Below are 16,914 nucleotides of genomic sequence, written 5' to 3' on the forward strand. Positions count from 1 at the left end.
AGGCGATGCATTGGCGAAGGAAGGTTCTTGCCCTGTTGATCCTGGTAAGCCCGGCTCCGGTGACCTGGGCCAACAAGGTCACTCGATTGACCCTGGGGCCCGTCGCCCCCCTGTCGGTGAAAGTCGCATCGAGCCAGGGAGTCAGCTATGACAAGGTCGTCTCGACCGATGAACTCGAATTCTCCGTCTCCGCCGACTGCCGCTTCGACAAGAAGCCCGGGTTCCAGGAGCACGATCTCAACGAACTGACCATCAACCCCTCCGGCCTGGGCGGGGAGTTGCGAGCACCGGCCTGGCGGTCGAGTCACAGTTGGGGCCGGTACTGGATCAAAACGCCACTGTTGGGCGAGAAGGTCATCCTGCGGACCCGCTGGAACCGAACACCGAGCAGCAGAATGGCCGATGCGGTCGAGGCCTGCAATGACGAACTGGCGCGACTCGTCTTCAAATCCCCGGACAAGACGCGCGAGTACTTCCTGGCCCGGGGCTTCCATGTCATGGTTCCCGATGGTGGCGAACTGAAGGTCTCGCTCACCTGCAATCCTCTCCTTCCCAAGGCCGGATTCTCCGACTTCCATGACAAGACCAAGCGCTTCGATCTGAAAATCGAGTGCCTGCCCTCGAAAGCCGCCAAGGAAAAGCTGGTCGACGGCGATACCGTCGAGATCAAGAGCTTCACGACTCCTCCGAAGAAAGATGCGGTGGCCTGCCCCGGCAAGGTCCGCTTCAGGGCCACCATCGCGAGCAAGGCCAAGGTCTCCGGGGAGGCATGGCTCGAATCCATGCCCGCGGGTCCGGGATCTCCTCCCGCGGGAAAAGGCAAGAAAACGAAATGGTCGATGAGCAAGCCCGGGCAGGCGACCTCCACGCTCGAACAACCCTGGGATGGGGCCGCCGGCAAGTGGACCCGCGGCAAGACGCGCCTCGTCCTGAGCTGGAAAGACTCCAGCGGCAAGACCTGGACGACCCGCTCGGCTCCCGTCACGTTCGATCGTCGCTGTTCCCCTGCCTCGGGTGGAGGCCTCGCCCTGGCTCCGCAAATCAACAGCAGCACGGTCGAGATCAAGAGCTTTTCCGTCGACAAGAAGAAATCCGCCCTCCGGTGCCCCGGCAAGGTCACCTTCAAGGCCAGGATCGGCAGCCGGGAAAAGCTTTCCGGCCAGGCCTGGCTGGAATCCATGCCGAAAGCGGGACGTCCCCGGCAGGTCGGAAAAAAGCACAACTGGACGATCAGGGGAGCCGGGCAGGCGACCTCCACGATAGAACAGCCGTGGGAGTCCCCGGCGGGGAAGTGGGTCGAGGGCAGGACCCGCCTGGTCGTCGGTTGGAAAGACCTCAAAGGCAGAACGCACACGATCCGGTCGAAGCCGGTGACCTTCAGTCGTCAATGCATGAAGACGGCCGCCATCAGGATCCATCGCTGAACCTGTGAGTCCCCCGGGAGGGCCGGTTGTCGACCGGCTCTCCCGGCACGGAGGCGATCATGGTTCGTCGACATGCATGCGGGGCGGGAAGAAGGCGCTGGACGCCGGGACGGACCGGCAAGGTCCTCCTGCTGTGTCTCGCGGGCCTGCTCGCAAGTCTGCCCTCGGCTCCCGCCCTGGAGACACCCGCCGTACCGACCCTGCTCGAGCCCGACCATCCGGTCCGCCGACCGACCGATCCGATCCGCATCCGGGTGCCGGGACTCGCCACGCTCGAGCCCGACCGCATCATGCTGGAAATCGATGATTTCGACGTGACCGACATCGCTCACGTCGACACCGGCAGTGAGATCCTCTCGATCCGGCCGGTCGAAGCGCTGGAGTGGGGTGAGCACAGGCTGCGGCTCACCGTGCGCGGCCCTGACGGCGAGTTCCTCGAACGCGGGGCCTGGAGCTTCGAAATACGCCACTCCCGCCATCTGCGCGAAGTCGGCATGACGGCGGAGGCGAGCGCGAGCGGATTCCGCCGGGTGCTGGCCCGCGACCCCGAAGACACGGGAAAGAGGTCGGGGGCCGATGGCGGCGCCCGCTTCTCGGGGGCGGTGTCCGACGACGGCTGGCGGCTATCGGCCGCAGGAGAACTGCTCTACGACAGCGATCCCCTGCAGCTTCCTCGCGAGCGGGGGTCCGTCGATCTCGGTGATTTCCTGCTGCGCGGAGAGTTCGGATCCTGGTGGCTCGCCGCGGGACACCAGGATCCCGCGGCCCCCTCGCTGGTCCTCCAGGAGCTGCGGCGCCGCGGTGTCTCGACGGGCTATGGTGACCTCGAGGGGAATCTGTACGCGGCGGCGTTCCTCGTGCGTTCGCAACAGGTCACCGGTTTGACCGGCGGATTCGGCGTGGGCGACACAGGAGACCGCGTGGAAGGTCTGACGGTCCGGGGCCGTCCACTCGACGGCCGGCCGGAAGCGCTGGTGCTCTCTGCGACCTGGCTCAGTGGACGCGACCCCGGGCAGACCGGGGAAGGCGTCGGCGGCGACACGATCACCCGGGCCAGGGGACGGGCGGCGTCCGTGTCGCTGGCGAGTCGCCTGCTCGACGATCGCCTGCAGATCGACGCGGAACTCGCACGAACGCGTTTCGACTTCGACGGCGACGGCAGTGCGGAGGCCAGGCGCGATCGGGCCCTCTCTGCGCGGATGGGCTGGGCGGCTCTCAGGGATCACCAGATCCGGAATCGGACAGCGACTCTCGACCTGGGCCTCGAACATCGCCGTATCGGCACGTTTTTCCGCAGCATCGCCGACCCGACCGTGGTCGCCGACCGGGATCTCCTGCGGGCCACCGGTGCGTTTTCCTGGGCGGGATGGGACGCCCAGGCGGAACTCTCGAGAGAGTTCGACAACGTCAACGGCCTTCCGTTGCTTCCACGCCTGCGCACGACCCAGGGCACGCTCTCCATCGGGTGGATGGCGCCGCCACCCGACGACGAGGATCCAGCCCCCTGGTACGGACAGCCGTCACTGACGGTGAACTGGATCCGGCTGGGCCAGAACGTCGTCCGCCCGGGGATCGAGCTGCCCGTGGGTGATTTTCGTGAGACCGACACGCTCTCGCTGTCGGCCGCCTTTTCCTACCCGGCGTGGCACTGGAGCGCCGGACACACGGTCGGGAGCGAGACCGACTATGCGGAAACGAGCGCCAACACGGAGAATCGGATCACGGAACTCGGCGTGCAAATCACACCCGGGTCCGGGGCGAGCGTGGGGATTTCCATGCAGCGAAGTCTGACCAGGGACCGGGACGCCGGGGCGGCCTGGACCACCGATACCGTCGTGATCGACCTGGGCCATACCCTGAAAGCGGGCCTGCACGCCAGCCTGGGAGCGTCGTGGAATCGAGATCGAAGTTCCAACGGCGCGGCATCGCCGCGCACGCTGGACCTGACCGGCATGCTCCAGTGGGTCGTGCAGGAAGGGGGAGGCGGTCGACCCGCCATCCTGCTCTCGCTCGAAGGACAGCACCACCGGCGCCGGGACCCCGCCGACCTTTCCGGTTCCGCCAGGGTCTACCGGGTCTACCTGCGACTGGCTGTGAGCTGGTCCACAGACCGATGAGGTACAAGACCATGCACGACGGAACCTCGAAAAGCATGCTCATCGCCGCGCTGCTGGCGCTGGGCGCCCTACAACCGACCCGCGCGGCGGTCACGACCGTCACCGCCACTCCCGCCTCGCGCAGCGTCCCCATCGCCCGCGCCACTTCGGTCGCCGTGGTCTGGAACGTCACCCGGGTGATCACCGGCGCCAGTGGCGGCACCACTGTCTTCTCTTCGGGAGGCACCTTTCGCGCGGGAAGCACAGACGGTCCGATACTCGGCACGAACGCGCGCGGCCTGTCGCAGACCAAGCCACCAGCCCCGCTGACCGTGCTCTCGTTCCGCGAGTCGGTGCTCGTGCCCGCGCAAGTGGTGTTCAGGGCCCACGAGCTCGGCGCCGGACGCCTGTTCTACCTGCGCACCTTCGATGACGGCACGGCCGCGGCCGGCGGTGCCGTCGAACTCAAGATCACAGGCGGCGCTGGCGGGAGTTTCGGGGTCGAGCGGCTGGCCTTGACGTTCGAGGGCGGAAGCGTCATCGACGTGGTCGAGCCGGGAGCGGACCTGCGCGCCGAAGCGCGTCTGACTTTTTCGGGCAGCGGCCTGCTGCGGGCTGTCTGGGAGGTGGCCGAGCCCGGGGATGCCGTGGAGAACGCCGCGTTCCGTCCGCTGGCGATCGTCCGCCGGTATGTGGCCGGCCGTCGTTCACCCTCGCTGAAGAGCCCGGCCCTTCCGGTCCACCTCGGGGGCATGTACCGGGTGCGGTTGAGGCTCGTCGCACCAACACCCGGCTTCACCCCACCGGAACTACGCTACTTCGTCCGCGCGGCGGCTCCGTTCCGGCCGGCTGTGATGGCCCCTCTCGGGCCCCGCGCTGGAACGACACTCGACAAGAGCACCCGGTTTGCATGGAGCCCCGTACCGGGCACGCGAGCCTACCGGTTGCAGATCCTCGAGCCCACGGACAGCACCCGGGCCGTCACCGGTGCGATCGTGGACGCCGAGCGCCGAGAGCTGGTCCTGTCGGAGATCACCCGCGCCCACCTGGCTCCGGGAGAGCGCTATGTCTGGCGGGTGCAGGCGATCGACGCCTCGGGCCGCGTGATTGCGGAAAGCCCGCCCCGGGAACTCGTCGTCGCCCCCGAGGGCTCTGCTCCACGACCCGCGGCGGACGGGCGCCGCTGAACGATCCGGCACCACGAACCAAGACCCGGGCACGCCGCCGGGTTGTGGAAGACCCACCCTCTGACACCCGCGCTCGTCGGGGGTCAGCTTCGGTGGGAGCGGAAGCGGAGGGATCCGGGACTGGTGGGGCAACCCTCGATGCAGGCGCCGCAGTTGGTGCAGCCGTCGTAGGGGCGCAGGTGACGCGGATCGAGGCGCCAGGAGCAGGCTTTCACGCAGTTGGTGCCCTGCAGTCCCGGCCGGCAAGTCTGCGCCTGCCAGCCCACGGTCAGCGTCCAGGGCAACCGGATCAACACCAGCACCGAGCCCACCGGGCAGAGGAGCCGGCACCAGGTCCGCCGCGGGAGCACGATTTCGAGCACCAGCAACACGACGAGCAGGACAACGGTGCCCACGGTGGCTCCGCCGAGATACAGGATCTCCAGCGGAAGCTGGGTGATCAGACGGGGGGCGGAAATCAACGCCGCCAGGGGCAGGCCGAGCCCGGCGGAAGCGGCCAGCACACCTGCCAGCCAAAGCCATCGCAAGCGGCCCGCCGGCCGAGTTCCCGCCCGCGGCCGTCGCCCCGGCAACTTGTCCAACACCTCGCTGATCAGCCCCCAGGGACAGATCCACGAGCAAAAGACGGGGCCCAGGACCAGGGCCAGCAGAACCGGAAGGATCATCCCCCCCAGCAGCGAGAGCTGCGCCGAGCGCGACGCGAGCATCGAGGCCAGGCCCGCGGCGGGATCCACCAGCGCCACGGGACCGAGGTGCAAGGAGGCCAGCGTTCCCAAGACCGCCGTCTGCCCCCACCACCTGGCCGACAGGGGCAGCAGCGTGAAGAAGAGCGCGAAGAAGAACTGGCTGGCCCGCCTCCAGCGGGTCCAGCGTAACCGGACGCCCACGGCCTCACCGCAGGGACGGGCCGGCGTCGATCCGTCGCCCCGTCCCATCTCAGAGGAATTCCCGCCGCTTGACGCGAATCGCGATGGGACGGGCCGGACACGGTGGCACACAAAGGCCACACCCCACACAGAACTCCCGGTCCACCACCGGCTCGAGGGCGAAGTTCTGACGCAGAGCCTTGTCCTGGAAAGGGCAGGCATCGACGCAAGCCCGGCAAAGGATGCCCTGGAAGGCATAGCAGAGATCTTCGTCCACCACCGCCTCGCCCATGTCCACGTCTTCCTTGGCCACGGGCTGGAGGGCGCCGGTGGGACAGAGGGGCGGACAGATCATGCACAGGTAGCAGGGGGTTTGCTCCGGCCGGATCACCGGGGTCCCCATGCCGGCGCCGAAAGTCCAACCCGCAGGCCGGATCGCCCGGTAGGGACACGATTCGGTGCAACGCTGGCACTGGATGCACAGGCGCAGAAACTCCTCCTCCCGGCGGGCTCCGGGGGGACGCAAGTCGGAATCGTTGAACCAGGCGAGAAACCCTCTGCGGCTGCGTTGCATCGTCGGGCGTGGATCCAGGAGAGGGAGAAAGGCGGGGACCTGTCAGGCCCCCGCCTCGTCGGCTCTTCCCATGAAGGTGGGAAACAAGCCGAGAATCTCGTCGTCTTCCGCGAGGAGATCCTCGGCCTTCTTGACCAGGCTCTTGCCACTTTCGGCTGTCCAGACGGCGGCGATGCGCTGGCTGCCATCGCCTCCGACCAGTTCGAGACCCTCCTGGCGCGCCAGGCGAATCGCCACCGCCGGAGCGCGGCCGGGCATGGTTTCGATGACCAGGCCGGCCACGATCTCCACCCCGTCGGCGGGCAACGCGCCGGCCCAGTGGCGAGGAGATCCGGAGGAGGTGTCCATCACGCCTTCTCCAGCTTCACGGCGCAAATCTTGAACTCGGGCTGCTTGGAACCCGGGTCGTAGGCATCGACGGTGATCTCGTTACACATGCGGTCGGCGTCATGCATGTTGACGAACACCATGCCCCGCGGAGAGGTGTCGGTAACGTTGACGGGGAAGACCACGCTGCCCCTGCGCGAGCTGACCTTGACCTTGCCTCCCGCACGCACGCCGATCTTCTTGGCGTCGTCGGGATGGATCTCCACCTCGGCCTCCCGCCGCGCGTGAGCCAGTTCCTTGCAACGGCCGGTCATCGTGCCCGTATGCCAGTGCTCGATGACCCGACCGGTGGTGAAATAGAAGGGATATTCCTTGTCCGGGACTTCCTGGGGATCCTTCTGGGGACGGAACCAGACCACCGCCTTCTTGTCGGGCTTACCGTAGAACATCATCCGGTGGGGCCAGTCCGCGGGAACCAGCGGATCCTCGCCCTTGACATACCGCCGCTTGGTGCCGGGGTGTCCCTCGCTCGGACAGGGCCAGAGAACGCCGTGATCCTTGTGCAGCCGATCACGGGTGATGCCCCAGAAAGCGTAGGGCGTGTCCTTGGCGATGCGCCGGATTTCATCCCAGGCCTCGGCCGGATGTTTCCAGGGCAAGAGATCCTTGAAGCCGCAACGGTGGGCCAGGTCGACGAGAATGTCGAAATCGGGCCGCGCCTCGCCCACCGGATCGACGACCTTGGAGTCGAGCTGATAGCGCCGTTCCGAGCAGCCGTAGACACCCTCCTTCTCACCCCAGGCCGCCGCCGGCAGCACCACGTCGGCCAGTTCGGTGGTGCGGGTGGGGAAGATATCGGAGACGACGACGAAGGTATCCTTGCTCTGCATCGCCTTGCGATAGCGGTTGACGTTGGGCAGGGACTGGCCGGGATTGGTGCACATGATGTAAATGCACTTGATGTCCCCGCTCTCGAGCCCCTGGAACATGGCGATCGCGTGCTTGCCCGGTCGGTCAGGCAGGGTGCCCGGCTCGAGTCCCCAGAGCTTTTCCATCAAGGCGCGGTGCTCGGGCTTGCCGGACAGCCGGCCGTAGGGCAGCAGGTGCGAGAGGCCGCCCTGATCGCGGACACCGCCGCAGGCATTGGGCTGACCGGTCAGCGAAAACGAGGTGCTTCCGGGCATGCCGATCTTGCCCGTGATCAGGTGCAGGTTGTGCACGAGGTTGTTGGCCCAAACGCCGCGGGTGCGCTGATTGAGCCCCATGGTCCAGAACGACAGGGTGCGCTTGCCCTTGGCTCCGAAGATCCGTGCCGCGGCGATGATGTCGTCTTTCGGACAACCGGAGACTTTCTCGGCGTACTCGGGCGTGTAGGTTTCGAGGAAGGCCTTGTAGTCTTCCCAGCTCTTGTCGGCGGCCTTGCCGGCACCGAAGCCGACGGAGTTCTTGATGAACTTCGGATCCACCAGGTTTTCCTTGACCATCACGTGGGCCATGGCGTTGAGGATGGCCAGGTCGGTCCCGGGCTTGAAGCGCAGGTGCAGATCAGCGATCCGAGCGGTCGGCGTTCGCCGCGGGTCGGCGACGATGACCTTCACCGCGCCCCCCGTCTCCTTCCGCTTGGCGATGCGGCGGAAGATGATCGGATGAGCCTCGGCGGTGTTGGATCCGATGAGGAAGAAGACATCCGCGTGATCGATGTCCTCGTAACACCCCATCGGCTCGTCCTTGCCGAAGGTGGTCACATAACCGCCGACGGCCGACGCCATGCACAGCCGCGGATTGCCCTCGATGTTGTTGGTGCGAAAGCCGGCGCGGAACAGCTTGTTCGCCGCGTAGGACTCCTCGGTGTAACCCTGTCCGGAACCGTAGAAGGCCACCGAGTCGGACCCGTGCTTCTTGACGGAGTCCTTGAAACGCTTGGCCACCAGGCTCAGCGCCTCGTCCCAGCTCGTCTCCACCAGCTTGCCGTTCTTGCGAACCATGGGCTTCTTGAGCCGGTCGGGGTGATTGGGCACCTGGGCCAGCAGGAAGCCTTTCAGGCAAAGAAAACCCTGGTTGTGGTTGTACTTGTCACCCTTGACGGCCACCAGCTTGCCGCCCATCACCCCCTTGTAGACGCCGCAACCCGTGCCGCAGTAGCGGCACACGCCCTTGGTCCAGGTGATGCCCGATCCACCGGTCTCGGCCAACGTCTGGCCGCCCTTGCCCAGCGCGGCCAGCGCCGAGGCGGCAGCGGTGGTGAAGAGGAATTTTCTGCGGCTAACAGCCATGATCTCTCCTCCCTTACATTCCTGCGCCGTGAGGCTTCAGAAGGTGATTCGGATGACAGGAGAAGCAGGTCTTCCCCTTCATCATCGGGCTGGACATGCTGACTACCTGGTCGGCGTGACAACTCACGCAGCGGGTGGTGTCGGGTACCTTGGTGAAATTCGTGCCGGTCGAGCCGTGACACACGAAGCACTTGACGTTGTTCAGCCCGTGGGGACCGGCAAACCACTCTTTCGTCACCTCGGGGGTCACCGCCTCGTGGCAAGCGACACAATCCCCGCTCGTGCCCACATCGGGGTGTCCGCTCGGCTCGGCACCGATGGTCAGAGACAGTCCAGCCAGCAGCGCTCCTGCGAGCAGGATGGCTGCGGCGGCCGTTGCTTTTCGGCTCATTTCTCTCCTCCTCGGCCCTGGAAAGCCGGCCGCCCCCCGTTCAGAGCGGCCGGCATCCGGAAACTGGACTCAGCCGCCAACCTTGATGCCGCCAAAGGTGTACTTGACGATGGTGCGAAGCTCGTAGGCTTTGTCGTCGTACAGGTTGGTGCCGTTGATCAGGTAGCCGGCGCCATCTCCAGGCCAGAAAACGCCGCCACGGAGAATCCACACGAGGCCCGGCTGGAGCTTCCAGGTCAGGCGCATATCGAGTTCCGTGCCCAGGTCGTCGGATGAAGGCACGTTATCGAGATCGCCGGTCTGCAGGCCGTAAGAGTAGGAAGGCAAGGTTTTGTCGGTTGGAATCTCGCTCCAGGCGAAGATCGGCTCGGTGGCCTGCATCCAGGTCCCCGAAATGAAGTAGCTCAGGGTGTCGCTGATCTTCCAGTTGTAGTTGACCTGGAAGAGGGTCGTGTTTTCGAACTCCCGGTATCCGCGGGAAGCGGGCGAGCCCAGACCCTGGGGCGTGATGCCCTCCTCGTCGGGCATCACGGAGTCTTCCCAAACCTCGGTCACGTAGAAGAAACCGTTGGTACGGATCTTGTTGATGTTGCCGCTCCCACGCAGCGGATCGTCGTCACCCGAACCCATACCGAAGACGAAGCCCAGCTTGCCCGGTCCTGCAGGAACCTTGGCGTCGAGATAGAGGTTGTAGCCGTCGAGATCGCCATTGTTGATGTCGACCTGCTGCTTGTCCCCGGTGTAGTCGTTGGCGATGTCGTCGTCACCGGTGAGGTAGTCCACCTCTCCCTTGAACTCCCAGGATCCGGACTTTCCGCTGAAAGCCAACCCCAGCACCGTAGCCTGGGTGATCTGGGGGGTGAAACGGGCACGGAAGTACTGCAGATTGTCGGGAATGTAGGCGAATCCGTCCTTGTCTCCATCGTCCTTGTAGAAGGCCAGGAAGGGGTTGAAGTTCCAGGCACCGGACTTTTGCTTGTAGCTCACGGTGTAGAGCGTGGCGTCTTCGGCACTCGTGGCGTTCGGGCCGATGGCATCGTAGTCCGAAAGGGAGTCGGCTCCCTCGGACATCTTCGCCCAACCGAGGGTCAGGCTTCCGTCACCCACCTTCCGCGTGAACTGCACGCCGTCAGAGTCCTGGTCGAGAACCAGCAGGTTACCGAGAGCGTACTTCATGCGACCGAGCTTGACGTTCCAGTCATTCTTGTTGAAGTCCACGTAGGCCCAGTCGAAGTGGGTCAGAAAGTTGGTGCCCTTGCGGTTGAAGAGGTTGGAGAACCCGCCCCGGTCGACCTCGCGCTGGTTGTTGTCGATGCCCCAGATACTCTGGGCCAGGTCGGCGCGAACGACCATTTTCACATTGTCACCCATGCCGAATTCAGCGAGCAGACGAACGAGCTGAATCGCGTACTCATCCTTGTCGGAAACGCCTCCCACGCTGCCCTCGCTGTCGGTCTTCGCTCCGAAGAAAAAGTTGTTCTGACTGTAGGCGTTGAAAGCGTAGAAGCCCGAAATCTTGAAGTAGGGCTTTGGCTTCCCTTCGTCTCCCGCCAGTGCCGCCGGGGCCAGGAGCCCCATGGCGGCGATCCACATCAAGGCTAATGCGACTTTTCTCATCTTCTTGCCCCCACACCCGATCATGGGCGCCACCTCATCTGGTGGAAAGGAAGGCGGAGCCGGCGTGAGCGCCGGCCCCGTCGTGGTGTCCCAGGTCAGTGGATCTCCTGGTTGTAGCGCCCCTTGTAGAAGTCGAGCATCTTCTGGATCTGCTCCTTCGTCATGCCCTTCTTCCAGCGGTGCTCTTCCATCGACATCACCTCGGCCGTCACACCTCGCTTGAGCTTTTCAGCCGCCGGGATGAACTTGTTGTAGAAGTGCTTGGCCACCTCGTAGAAGCCGTGCCACTGGGTGTAGTCGGGCCCCATCATCGAGGCGCCCATGCGCGCGCGGCGACCCTCGTGATGCCAGAGTTCGAAGTAGATCCACTCGATCGGATCGTCAAAGGGTGTGGCGGTGATCTTGCCCGCCTTCTTCAACTCTTCCATGATCGCCGCCGCCGGGATGCCGAACTTGTTGTTGTAGTGATTGACAGCGCCGTCATACATCACGTAGAAGTTGTTGACCCAGGTCTTGGAGTGGCATTCGAGGCAGACCTTCTGCATCTTCGTGCGCCGCTCTTCCCAGTTTTCCAGCTTCTTCGAAACCGGCGGACGCAAAGTCCAGGAGATTCTGTCGCCCACGTCGTGGGTGCGTTCCATCGTCGGCGTCGCCGACATGTGGCATGTCGCGCAGGTGGGAGCGGCGGTATAGGTCTCGCCGACGATCCACTCCTTCTCGTCCATATTCATCTCTTCGCGGTGGGCCACGAAGGCGATGCCGTGCTTGGATTCTTCGTAGATTTCGATCTGGGGATGATCGGGGCCCATGTGGCAACGACCACAGGTGGCGGGCTCCCGCACCTGCTTGAGCGAGAAGTCATGGCGCAGATGGCAAGCCGTGCAGGTCCCCTGGGTGCCATCGGGATTGACGCGTCCGATGCCGGTGTTGGGCCACGTGCCGGCCACGGGAACCCCCTTTTCGTCGACCTCGACCTGGGAACCATGGCACTGGCGGCAACCCATGTTGGCCGCGGGGGTCCCCTCCACGATTTCGCCGAGGATATTGTCCAGCGAACCGATGAACTGGGTCGCCTTGGCGTGGTGCGACTCGGTGAATTCTTTGAACTCCTGCTCGTGGCACTGTTTGCAGTCGCCCGGAGTGGGAATATGCGTCACCAGGTATCCCTCGTGCTCCCAGGCGTCGGGCTCTCCTTCCTTGGCCTGGTGGCAGGCGATGCAGCCGATACCTTTCTCGGCATGCCGCGACTTCTCCCACTGGCGGTTCCAGTTGACCGAGATGTGCTTCTCGTCGTGGCAGTCGATGCAGGCCCGGGTGACCTCGTCGGCATAGACCCTGGCGGCCACTTCCGGCTTGTGCCTGTTCTTCTCGATCATCCCGACGGTGATCACCGCGGCGAGAAAAGCGAGGGCGAAAACTGCGACGATGAACTTCTTGAACTGGAGGCTCATGACCTCTCCCCCATCGGGTTGGTGATCTCGGGACCCTTGCGTCCCTTCGGGTTGCAGACGGAATTGCGGCTCTTCCGGGCGGCTTCCTGCCTCATGCGAGGGCCTCCCAGATGGTGAAGATGAGCACCACGATCAGTGCAGCGGCTCCGATCACCGTTCCCACTTCGCTGCGCGGGTTGCGCCGGCGGAAGAGTTGGTCGATGAAGGGCCAGAAGACGAAGGCCGCCCCTGCCGCCATCATGCCCGCCATGCCGAGCCACAACGGCGTCAGCTTGAGCCAGCGGAAGGCCGGGAAGAAGTACCACTCCGGCTTGATGTGCAGGGGGGTTTCATTGGGGTTGGCAGGCTCACCGAGATGGGCCGGGAAGCTGATGGCCAGCACGGCGAGCACGGTCACCAGGAACAGACCGACCATCAGCTCGGTAGTGATATGGTCGGGGAAGAAAGCGAAGTAACGGTTGGGATCGAATCGTTTCTTGCCCTCGCGGTCTTCTTCCACGGTCAACGGGGTCTGCTGGACTTCTTCAGGAGCGTCGAGCTCCATCACTCCGTGAATGCGGATCAGAAAGATGTGGGCTCCCACCAGGACCATCACGATCGAGGGCAGCGCGCCGATGTGGAAGACGAAGAATCGGGTGAGGGTCGTCGGCCCCACTTCGGCCCCTCCACGCAGCAGGTGAAGGATCCATTCGCCGATCAACGGTGTCTGGGCCGCCACGTTGGTGCCCACCGTCGCCGCCCAGAAGGAGAGTTGGTCGTTGACCAGGGCGTATCCCGTAAAACCGAAGCCGAGGGTGGCCATCAGCAGTCCTGACCCGACCATCCAGTTCAGCTCCCGTGGCTTGCGAAAGGCGCCGGTGAAGAAAACCCGGACCAGGTGCAGGGCGACAGCGACGATCATCAGGTTGGCCGCCCAGTGGTGCACCGAGCGGATGAACCAGCCGAAGGGAACCTCGGTGGTGATCTTGTGCACCGTCTCCCAGGCGCCCTCCGGTGACGGCCGGTAGTAGAAGGTCAGAAGGATCCCGGTGGCCGCCTGGATCATCAGGAGCATCAGCGGGGTTCCCCCCAGCGCGTACCACCAGTTCTTCATGTGGTTCGGGATGGGCTCTTTGGAGAGTTCTTCGAAGACCTCGATGTTGACGGGAATCCGGGCCCTGATAAAACGCACCCAACCGGGAACGCTGGGATTCATCTGCGCCATCTCAGGCCTCCTTCTCCGGAACCGTGACGAAGATGTTGTCGCCCTCCAGGCGCACCTCGTAGGAAGGCAGGGGCGTGGGGGGGGGGCCGGATACCACCTTGCCGCTCGTGTCGAATCGGCCGAGGTGGCAGGGGCAGAAGAAATCGCCCTCGGTCTGCCTCCATTCGACCCGGCAACCCAGGTGGGTGCAGATGGAAGAAAAGACCCGGACGTCCTCTTCTCCCAGGCGGATGGCGATCAACTCGTTGCCCAGGACGTCCTTGAAGGGCTTGCTCGAACCCACCGGCAGTTGACTGAGCCGGGTCAGCAGGACCTCGGAGGTCTTCTGGGGTTCGTAGGGCACCAGGTACTGGAGAATCTGGCTGGCCAGGATCCCCAGGCCCGGCACGACCGTCACCGCCAGTGCCAGGTTGGCAAGAAAGTCTCGACGGTCCTTGGAAGCTGCTGTCGACATGGGCCTCACCTCAGGCGGGACACGACCCGCGGCGGAAAGACCGGGAGCAAGAGCCATACCGGAGATTTTTAGAAACTTATAAGTAATTGACGCGGCGAGGACTTGCCGGTTCGGCGCCCGGGACGGCAGGCGGCGTTCCGGCAACTAATTGCCGACCATCCGCCAGGATCATGGCTAAGTTAAAGGAGTTCAGGTTTTTCTTGAGTCGGCGGGAAATGCAATGAAGTGCCGACTCGACTAGCCCCCACTGCCGGAAGTGTTATCTTCTTCGCCCACGACTCGGGGCATGCCCTCGCCCTTCAGCCGGTGCTTGCGCAGCAAGTTGTAAACCTGCCGTGGCGAAAGGCCGCTGGCCCGCGCGATCTCCCCCACCCTGCCCCGGGTCGCCAGCAGGGCATTGGCCAGGTATTCCCTTTCGAAGGCGTCGAGCACCCGCCGCTTCTCGTCGTGGTAGGGCATGATCAGTCGATCGGGAACCTGGTCGGGAGCCAGGCGGAGAATGCCGTCCCGGCAGAAGACCACCAGGCGCTCGAGCTCGTTCTCCAGTTCCCGGACGTTGCCCCGCCAAGGCCGCGACTCGAGCCAGCGAGTCACCTCGGGGTCGACCCGCCTGACCGTGCGGCCATGGCGCCGCGCCAAGGCGGGAAGGAAGTGGGCCACGAGCAAAGGAATGTCTTCTTTGCGCTCCCGCAGGGGCGGCAAGCGGATCGGAACCACGTTCAGCCGATAGTAGAGATCCTCCCGGAACCGGCCGGCGTCGACCTCCTGCCGCAAGTCCCGGTGGGTCGCGGCGATGAAGCGCAGATCGACGGAACGACACTCGTCGGACCCGAGCGGTGTGACCACCCCTTCCTCGAGAAAGCGCAGCAGCTTGGGCTGGATCACCAGCGGCATCTCACCGATTTCATCGAGAAACAGGGTGCCCCGGTCGGCACTGAGCAGCTTGCCGTCACGGTTCTGCTCGGCGCCGGTGAAGGCCCCCCGAACGTAGCCGAAGAGTTCGGCCTCGAGCAGGGTGTCGGGAATCGCCGCGCAATTGACGGGGACAAAGGGCCCCTCCCGCCGCGGCGACAGGCGGTGTATCGCACGAGCGACGACCTCCTTGCCCGTCCCGGTCTCCCCGAGGATCAGCACGGTCGCACGGGTGCCGGCCACGTCCTCGATCAACCGGCGCACCTCGACCATGGGGGCGGATTGCCCGACCAGGCCGTGTTGGGCCGGGGCCAGGGTACGCCGACCGGCACCAGCCGCGGTTCCCGCGGCACGGTGCACCTCGCCGACCAGCTCACAATAGTCGAGAGGGCGTGGCAGATAACTGAAGGCACCGATCTGCATCGCCTCGACGGCGGTCTTCTCGTTGCCGTGGGAAGAGACCAGTAGGACCGGAAGCCCGGGATAGCGACGGTTGACGTAACGCAGCAACTCGAGCCCGTTGAGATAGCCGGGCAGGTCGTAGCTGGTGACAATCACGTCCGGGGAGAGTTCGTCGATATCCCGCAGAACACGGCTTGCCTCATCGACAGTCGTGACCCGAAAGCCCGCCTCCTCGAGGCAGCGGCACATCGCCTTGCTGGCCGCGGGATCCTCTTCGACCAGAACGACGTGTCCGGAACCGGGCGTGACGGGCGCACTCATGACCGCCGCCACCCGCGTGGCCCCGCGACGCCTCCGGACAGCACGAGACAAATGGGCAAGATGGACCGGCTCCTCGGGTGGGATGGAATCGAGGTTCGCGGCATTATCCCGCATGATGCCTGAACCTTCGAGCGGAAATGCCGGAGACGCAGGGGAGAGGATCCCAAGGACGACCGGCGTGCTCGTGGGGCGTCGCGGCCGAAGGACTCGGGAAGGCGGGGCTTCCGTTCCATGACGCCTGGCCGGAGTCCAGCTGCCACAGAAGATCGCGAGGAGACAACCCAGGTGTTCCGCAAGCCGCAGCCCATCGCCTCGCTGGGTCGAACCCTGCTCACCTGGTACGACCAACACCACCGGCGCCTGCCCTGGCGGGAGACCCGCTCCCCCTACCCCGTCTGGATCTCCGAAATCATGCTCCAGCAGACCACCGTCGAGACGGTGATTCCCTACTGGAAGCGCTTCATCGAGAGGCTTCCCGACGTCGAGGCCCTGGCCGCCGCCACCGAGGACCGGGTGCTGACCCTCTGGGCAGGACTCGGCTACTACCGCCGGGCCCGCTTCCTGCGGGCCGCCGCCCGGCATATCGTCGACGTCCACGGAGGCCGCTTTCCCCGGACGGTCGAAGGCTTGCGCGCCTTACCGGGCATCGGAACCTACACGGCGGCAGCCATCGCGTCGATTTGCTTCGATGTTCGCGAACCCGTCGTGGACGGCAACGTGATCCGGGTACTCGGCCGTTGCCTGGCCCTCGAGGAAGACCCCCGACGGGGAACCGGGCGCCGACGCATCGAGGCCGCGGCACGGGAAATCCTGGACCCCGCCCGGCCGGGAGACTCCAACCAGGCCCTGATGGAAGTCGGTGCCATGGTCTGCCGCCCGCGCAGCCCCCGCTGTTCCGCCTGCCCGCTGGCACCCGGCTGCGCGGGGCGAGCGGGGGGGAATCCGGAAACCTACCCTCCCCCGCCGACGCGTTCGCCCATGGTGGAGGTCTGCCGGCTGGGCGTGATCGTCGAGGACTTCCAGGGCCGGCTGCTGCTGCGCCGCGTTCCCGCGGGCGAACACAACGCGGGGCTCTGGGAACTTCCCTGGATCCCAGTGGAGGCTCCCCATCCAGGGATATCCGCACCTCTCCGGCGCCGGCTGGAAGACGCGGTGGGTTTCCCCCTGACCGGTATCACGGGGCCGGTGGCGGAGATCCGCCACGTCATCACCCGGCATCGCATCCAACTCCGCCTGCACCGGGCACGGCCGGCGGGGCCCGCGCCCCGTTCCCGGCGGGGCTGGCGCTGGCTCCCCCCCGCCCAGGCAGGCCGCCTGGCGCTGACAGGGGCCACCGGCAGCGCTCTCGGCACCTTCCACCGCGGGGCGAAGCGTGTCCATCGGGGCTGAGACGCTCAAAAGGAGGAAAACAGCCG

Annotated in this window: 14 protein-coding genes; 4 read left to right on the forward strand and 10 right to left on the reverse strand. The window is 65.3% G+C overall.

Annotation, left to right across the window (positions count from 1 at the left end; genetic code table 11):
- Positions 1 to 5: 5 nt before the first annotated feature.
- Genes Q9Q40_09500 through Q9Q40_09510 form a run of 3 tightly spaced genes read left to right on the forward strand, consistent with a single transcriptional unit; the run spans position 6 to position 4,707 of the window.
- Entirely contained in the window at positions 6 to 1,424 is a 1,419-nt protein-coding gene (locus Q9Q40_09500; protein MDQ7007456.1) for a hypothetical protein, read from the forward strand.
- A gap of 59 nt (positions 1,425 to 1,483) precedes the next feature.
- A complete protein-coding gene (locus Q9Q40_09505; protein ID MDQ7007457.1) occupies positions 1,484 to 3,541 on the forward strand; it encodes a hypothetical protein in 2,058 nt (685 codons plus the stop codon).
- Between the two features lie 11 nt (positions 3,542 to 3,552).
- Positions 3,553 to 4,707, forward strand: a complete 1,155-nt coding sequence (locus Q9Q40_09510) for a hypothetical protein (GenBank protein MDQ7007458.1) — start codon at positions 3,553 to 3,555, stop codon at positions 4,705 to 4,707.
- Positions 4,708 to 4,790: 83 nt separating this feature from the next.
- Here the strand turns inward: Q9Q40_09510 and Q9Q40_09515 are convergent, their stop codons facing one another.
- The 10 genes from Q9Q40_09515 to Q9Q40_09560 all read right to left on the reverse strand — a co-directional run bounded on the left by Q9Q40_09515 (position 4,791) and on the right by Q9Q40_09560 (position 15,499).
- Positions 4,791 to 5,642, reverse strand: coding sequence for a 4Fe-4S binding protein (locus Q9Q40_09515; protein MDQ7007459.1), 852 nt, complete (start codon positions 5,640 to 5,642; stop codon positions 4,791 to 4,793).
- Position 5,643: 1 nt separating this feature from the next.
- On the reverse strand, positions 5,644 to 6,147 hold the full coding sequence (locus Q9Q40_09520) for a 4Fe-4S dicluster domain-containing protein (GenBank protein MDQ7007460.1): 504 nt from the start codon (positions 6,145 to 6,147) through the stop codon (positions 5,644 to 5,646).
- A 42-nt stretch (positions 6,148 to 6,189) separates the two neighbouring features.
- A complete protein-coding gene (locus Q9Q40_09525; protein MDQ7007461.1) occupies positions 6,190 to 6,495 on the reverse strand; it encodes a hypothetical protein in 306 nt (101 codons plus the stop codon).
- Positions 6,495 to 8,747 carry a nitrate reductase gene (locus tag Q9Q40_09530; protein ID MDQ7007462.1) on the reverse strand — a complete coding sequence of 751 codons (2,253 nt, stop codon included), beginning with the start codon at positions 8,745 to 8,747 and terminating at the stop codon, positions 6,495 to 6,497. The genes Q9Q40_09525 and Q9Q40_09530 overlap by 1 nt, the downstream gene beginning before the upstream one ends.
- 13 nt (positions 8,748 to 8,760) lie before the next feature.
- Positions 8,761 to 9,138: a cytochrome c3 family protein gene (locus Q9Q40_09535; protein ID MDQ7007463.1), complete on the reverse strand. Its 378-nt coding sequence runs from the start codon at positions 9,136 to 9,138 to the stop codon at positions 8,761 to 8,763.
- Between the two features lie 69 nt (positions 9,139 to 9,207).
- The gene (locus Q9Q40_09540) at positions 9,208 to 10,755 is read right to left on the reverse strand and encodes a hypothetical protein (GenBank protein MDQ7007464.1); all 1,548 of its coding nucleotides are present in this window, start codon (positions 10,753 to 10,755) and stop codon (positions 9,208 to 9,210) included.
- 95 nt (positions 10,756 to 10,850) lie between these two features.
- Positions 10,851 to 12,206, reverse strand: coding sequence for a multiheme c-type cytochrome (locus Q9Q40_09545; protein ID MDQ7007465.1), 1,356 nt, complete (start codon positions 12,204 to 12,206; stop codon positions 10,851 to 10,853).
- 91 nt (positions 12,207 to 12,297) lie between these two features.
- Positions 12,298 to 13,410, reverse strand: a complete 1,113-nt coding sequence (locus tag Q9Q40_09550; protein ID MDQ7007466.1) for a cytochrome bc complex cytochrome b subunit — start codon at positions 13,408 to 13,410, stop codon at positions 12,298 to 12,300.
- Position 13,411: 1 nt separating this feature from the next.
- Positions 13,412 to 13,864, reverse strand: coding sequence for a ubiquinol-cytochrome c reductase iron-sulfur subunit (locus Q9Q40_09555; protein MDQ7007467.1), 453 nt, complete (start codon positions 13,862 to 13,864; stop codon positions 13,412 to 13,414).
- Positions 13,865 to 14,101: 237 nt separating this feature from the next.
- On the reverse strand, positions 14,102 to 15,499 hold the full coding sequence (locus Q9Q40_09560; GenBank protein ID MDQ7007468.1) for a sigma-54 dependent transcriptional regulator: 1,398 nt from the start codon (positions 15,497 to 15,499) through the stop codon (positions 14,102 to 14,104).
- A gap of 285 nt (positions 15,500 to 15,784) precedes the next feature.
- Here Q9Q40_09560 and mutY point away from each other — a divergent pair, with 285 nt between their 5' ends.
- Positions 15,785 to 16,888 (forward strand): A/G-specific adenine glycosylase, encoded by a 1,104-nt coding sequence (gene mutY / locus Q9Q40_09565; GenBank protein ID MDQ7007469.1) that lies wholly within the window; start codon positions 15,785 to 15,787, stop codon positions 16,886 to 16,888.
- Positions 16,889 to 16,914 lie beyond the last annotated feature (26 nt).

It is taken from the genome of Acidobacteriota bacterium (assembly GCA_030949985.1).
GTDB lineage: Bacteria > Acidobacteriota > Polarisedimenticolia > J045 > J045 > JALTMS01.

Bases quoted from the DNA above. Each gene is read 5' to 3' on its own strand.
- Q9Q40_09500 (MDQ7007456.1), top strand. From the start codon at position 6: ATGCATTGGCGAAGGAAGGTTCTTGCCCTGTTGATCCTGGTAAGCCCG.
- Q9Q40_09505 (MDQ7007457.1), top strand. From the start codon at position 1,484: ATGGTTCGTCGACATGCATGCGGGGCGGGAAGAAGGCGCTGGACGCCG.
- Q9Q40_09510 (MDQ7007458.1), top strand. From the start codon at position 3,553: ATGCACGACGGAACCTCGAAAAGCATGCTCATCGCCGCGCTGCTGGCG.
- Q9Q40_09515 (MDQ7007459.1), bottom strand. From the start codon at position 5,642: ATGGGACGGGGCGACGGATCGACGCCGGCCCGTCCCTGCGGTGAGGCC.
- Q9Q40_09520 (MDQ7007460.1), bottom strand. From the start codon at position 6,147: ATGCAACGCAGCCGCAGAGGGTTTCTCGCCTGGTTCAACGATTCCGAC.
- Q9Q40_09525 (MDQ7007461.1), bottom strand. From the start codon at position 6,495: ATGGACACCTCCTCCGGATCTCCTCGCCACTGGGCCGGCGCGTTGCCC.
- Q9Q40_09530 (MDQ7007462.1), bottom strand. From the start codon at position 8,747: ATGGCTGTTAGCCGCAGAAAATTCCTCTTCACCACCGCTGCCGCCTCG.
- Q9Q40_09535 (MDQ7007463.1), bottom strand. From the start codon at position 9,138: ATGAGCCGAAAAGCAACGGCCGCCGCAGCCATCCTGCTCGCAGGAGCG.
- Q9Q40_09540 (MDQ7007464.1), bottom strand. From the start codon at position 10,755: ATGAGAAAAGTCGCATTAGCCTTGATGTGGATCGCCGCCATGGGGCTC.
- Q9Q40_09545 (MDQ7007465.1), bottom strand. From the start codon at position 12,206: ATGAGCCTCCAGTTCAAGAAGTTCATCGTCGCAGTTTTCGCCCTCGCT.
- Q9Q40_09550 (MDQ7007466.1), bottom strand. From the start codon at position 13,410: ATGGCGCAGATGAATCCCAGCGTTCCCGGTTGGGTGCGTTTTATCAGG.
- Q9Q40_09555 (MDQ7007467.1), bottom strand. From the start codon at position 13,864: ATGTCGACAGCAGCTTCCAAGGACCGTCGAGACTTTCTTGCCAACCTG.
- Q9Q40_09560 (MDQ7007468.1), bottom strand. From the start codon at position 15,499: ATGAGTGCGCCCGTCACGCCCGGTTCCGGACACGTCGTTCTGGTCGAA.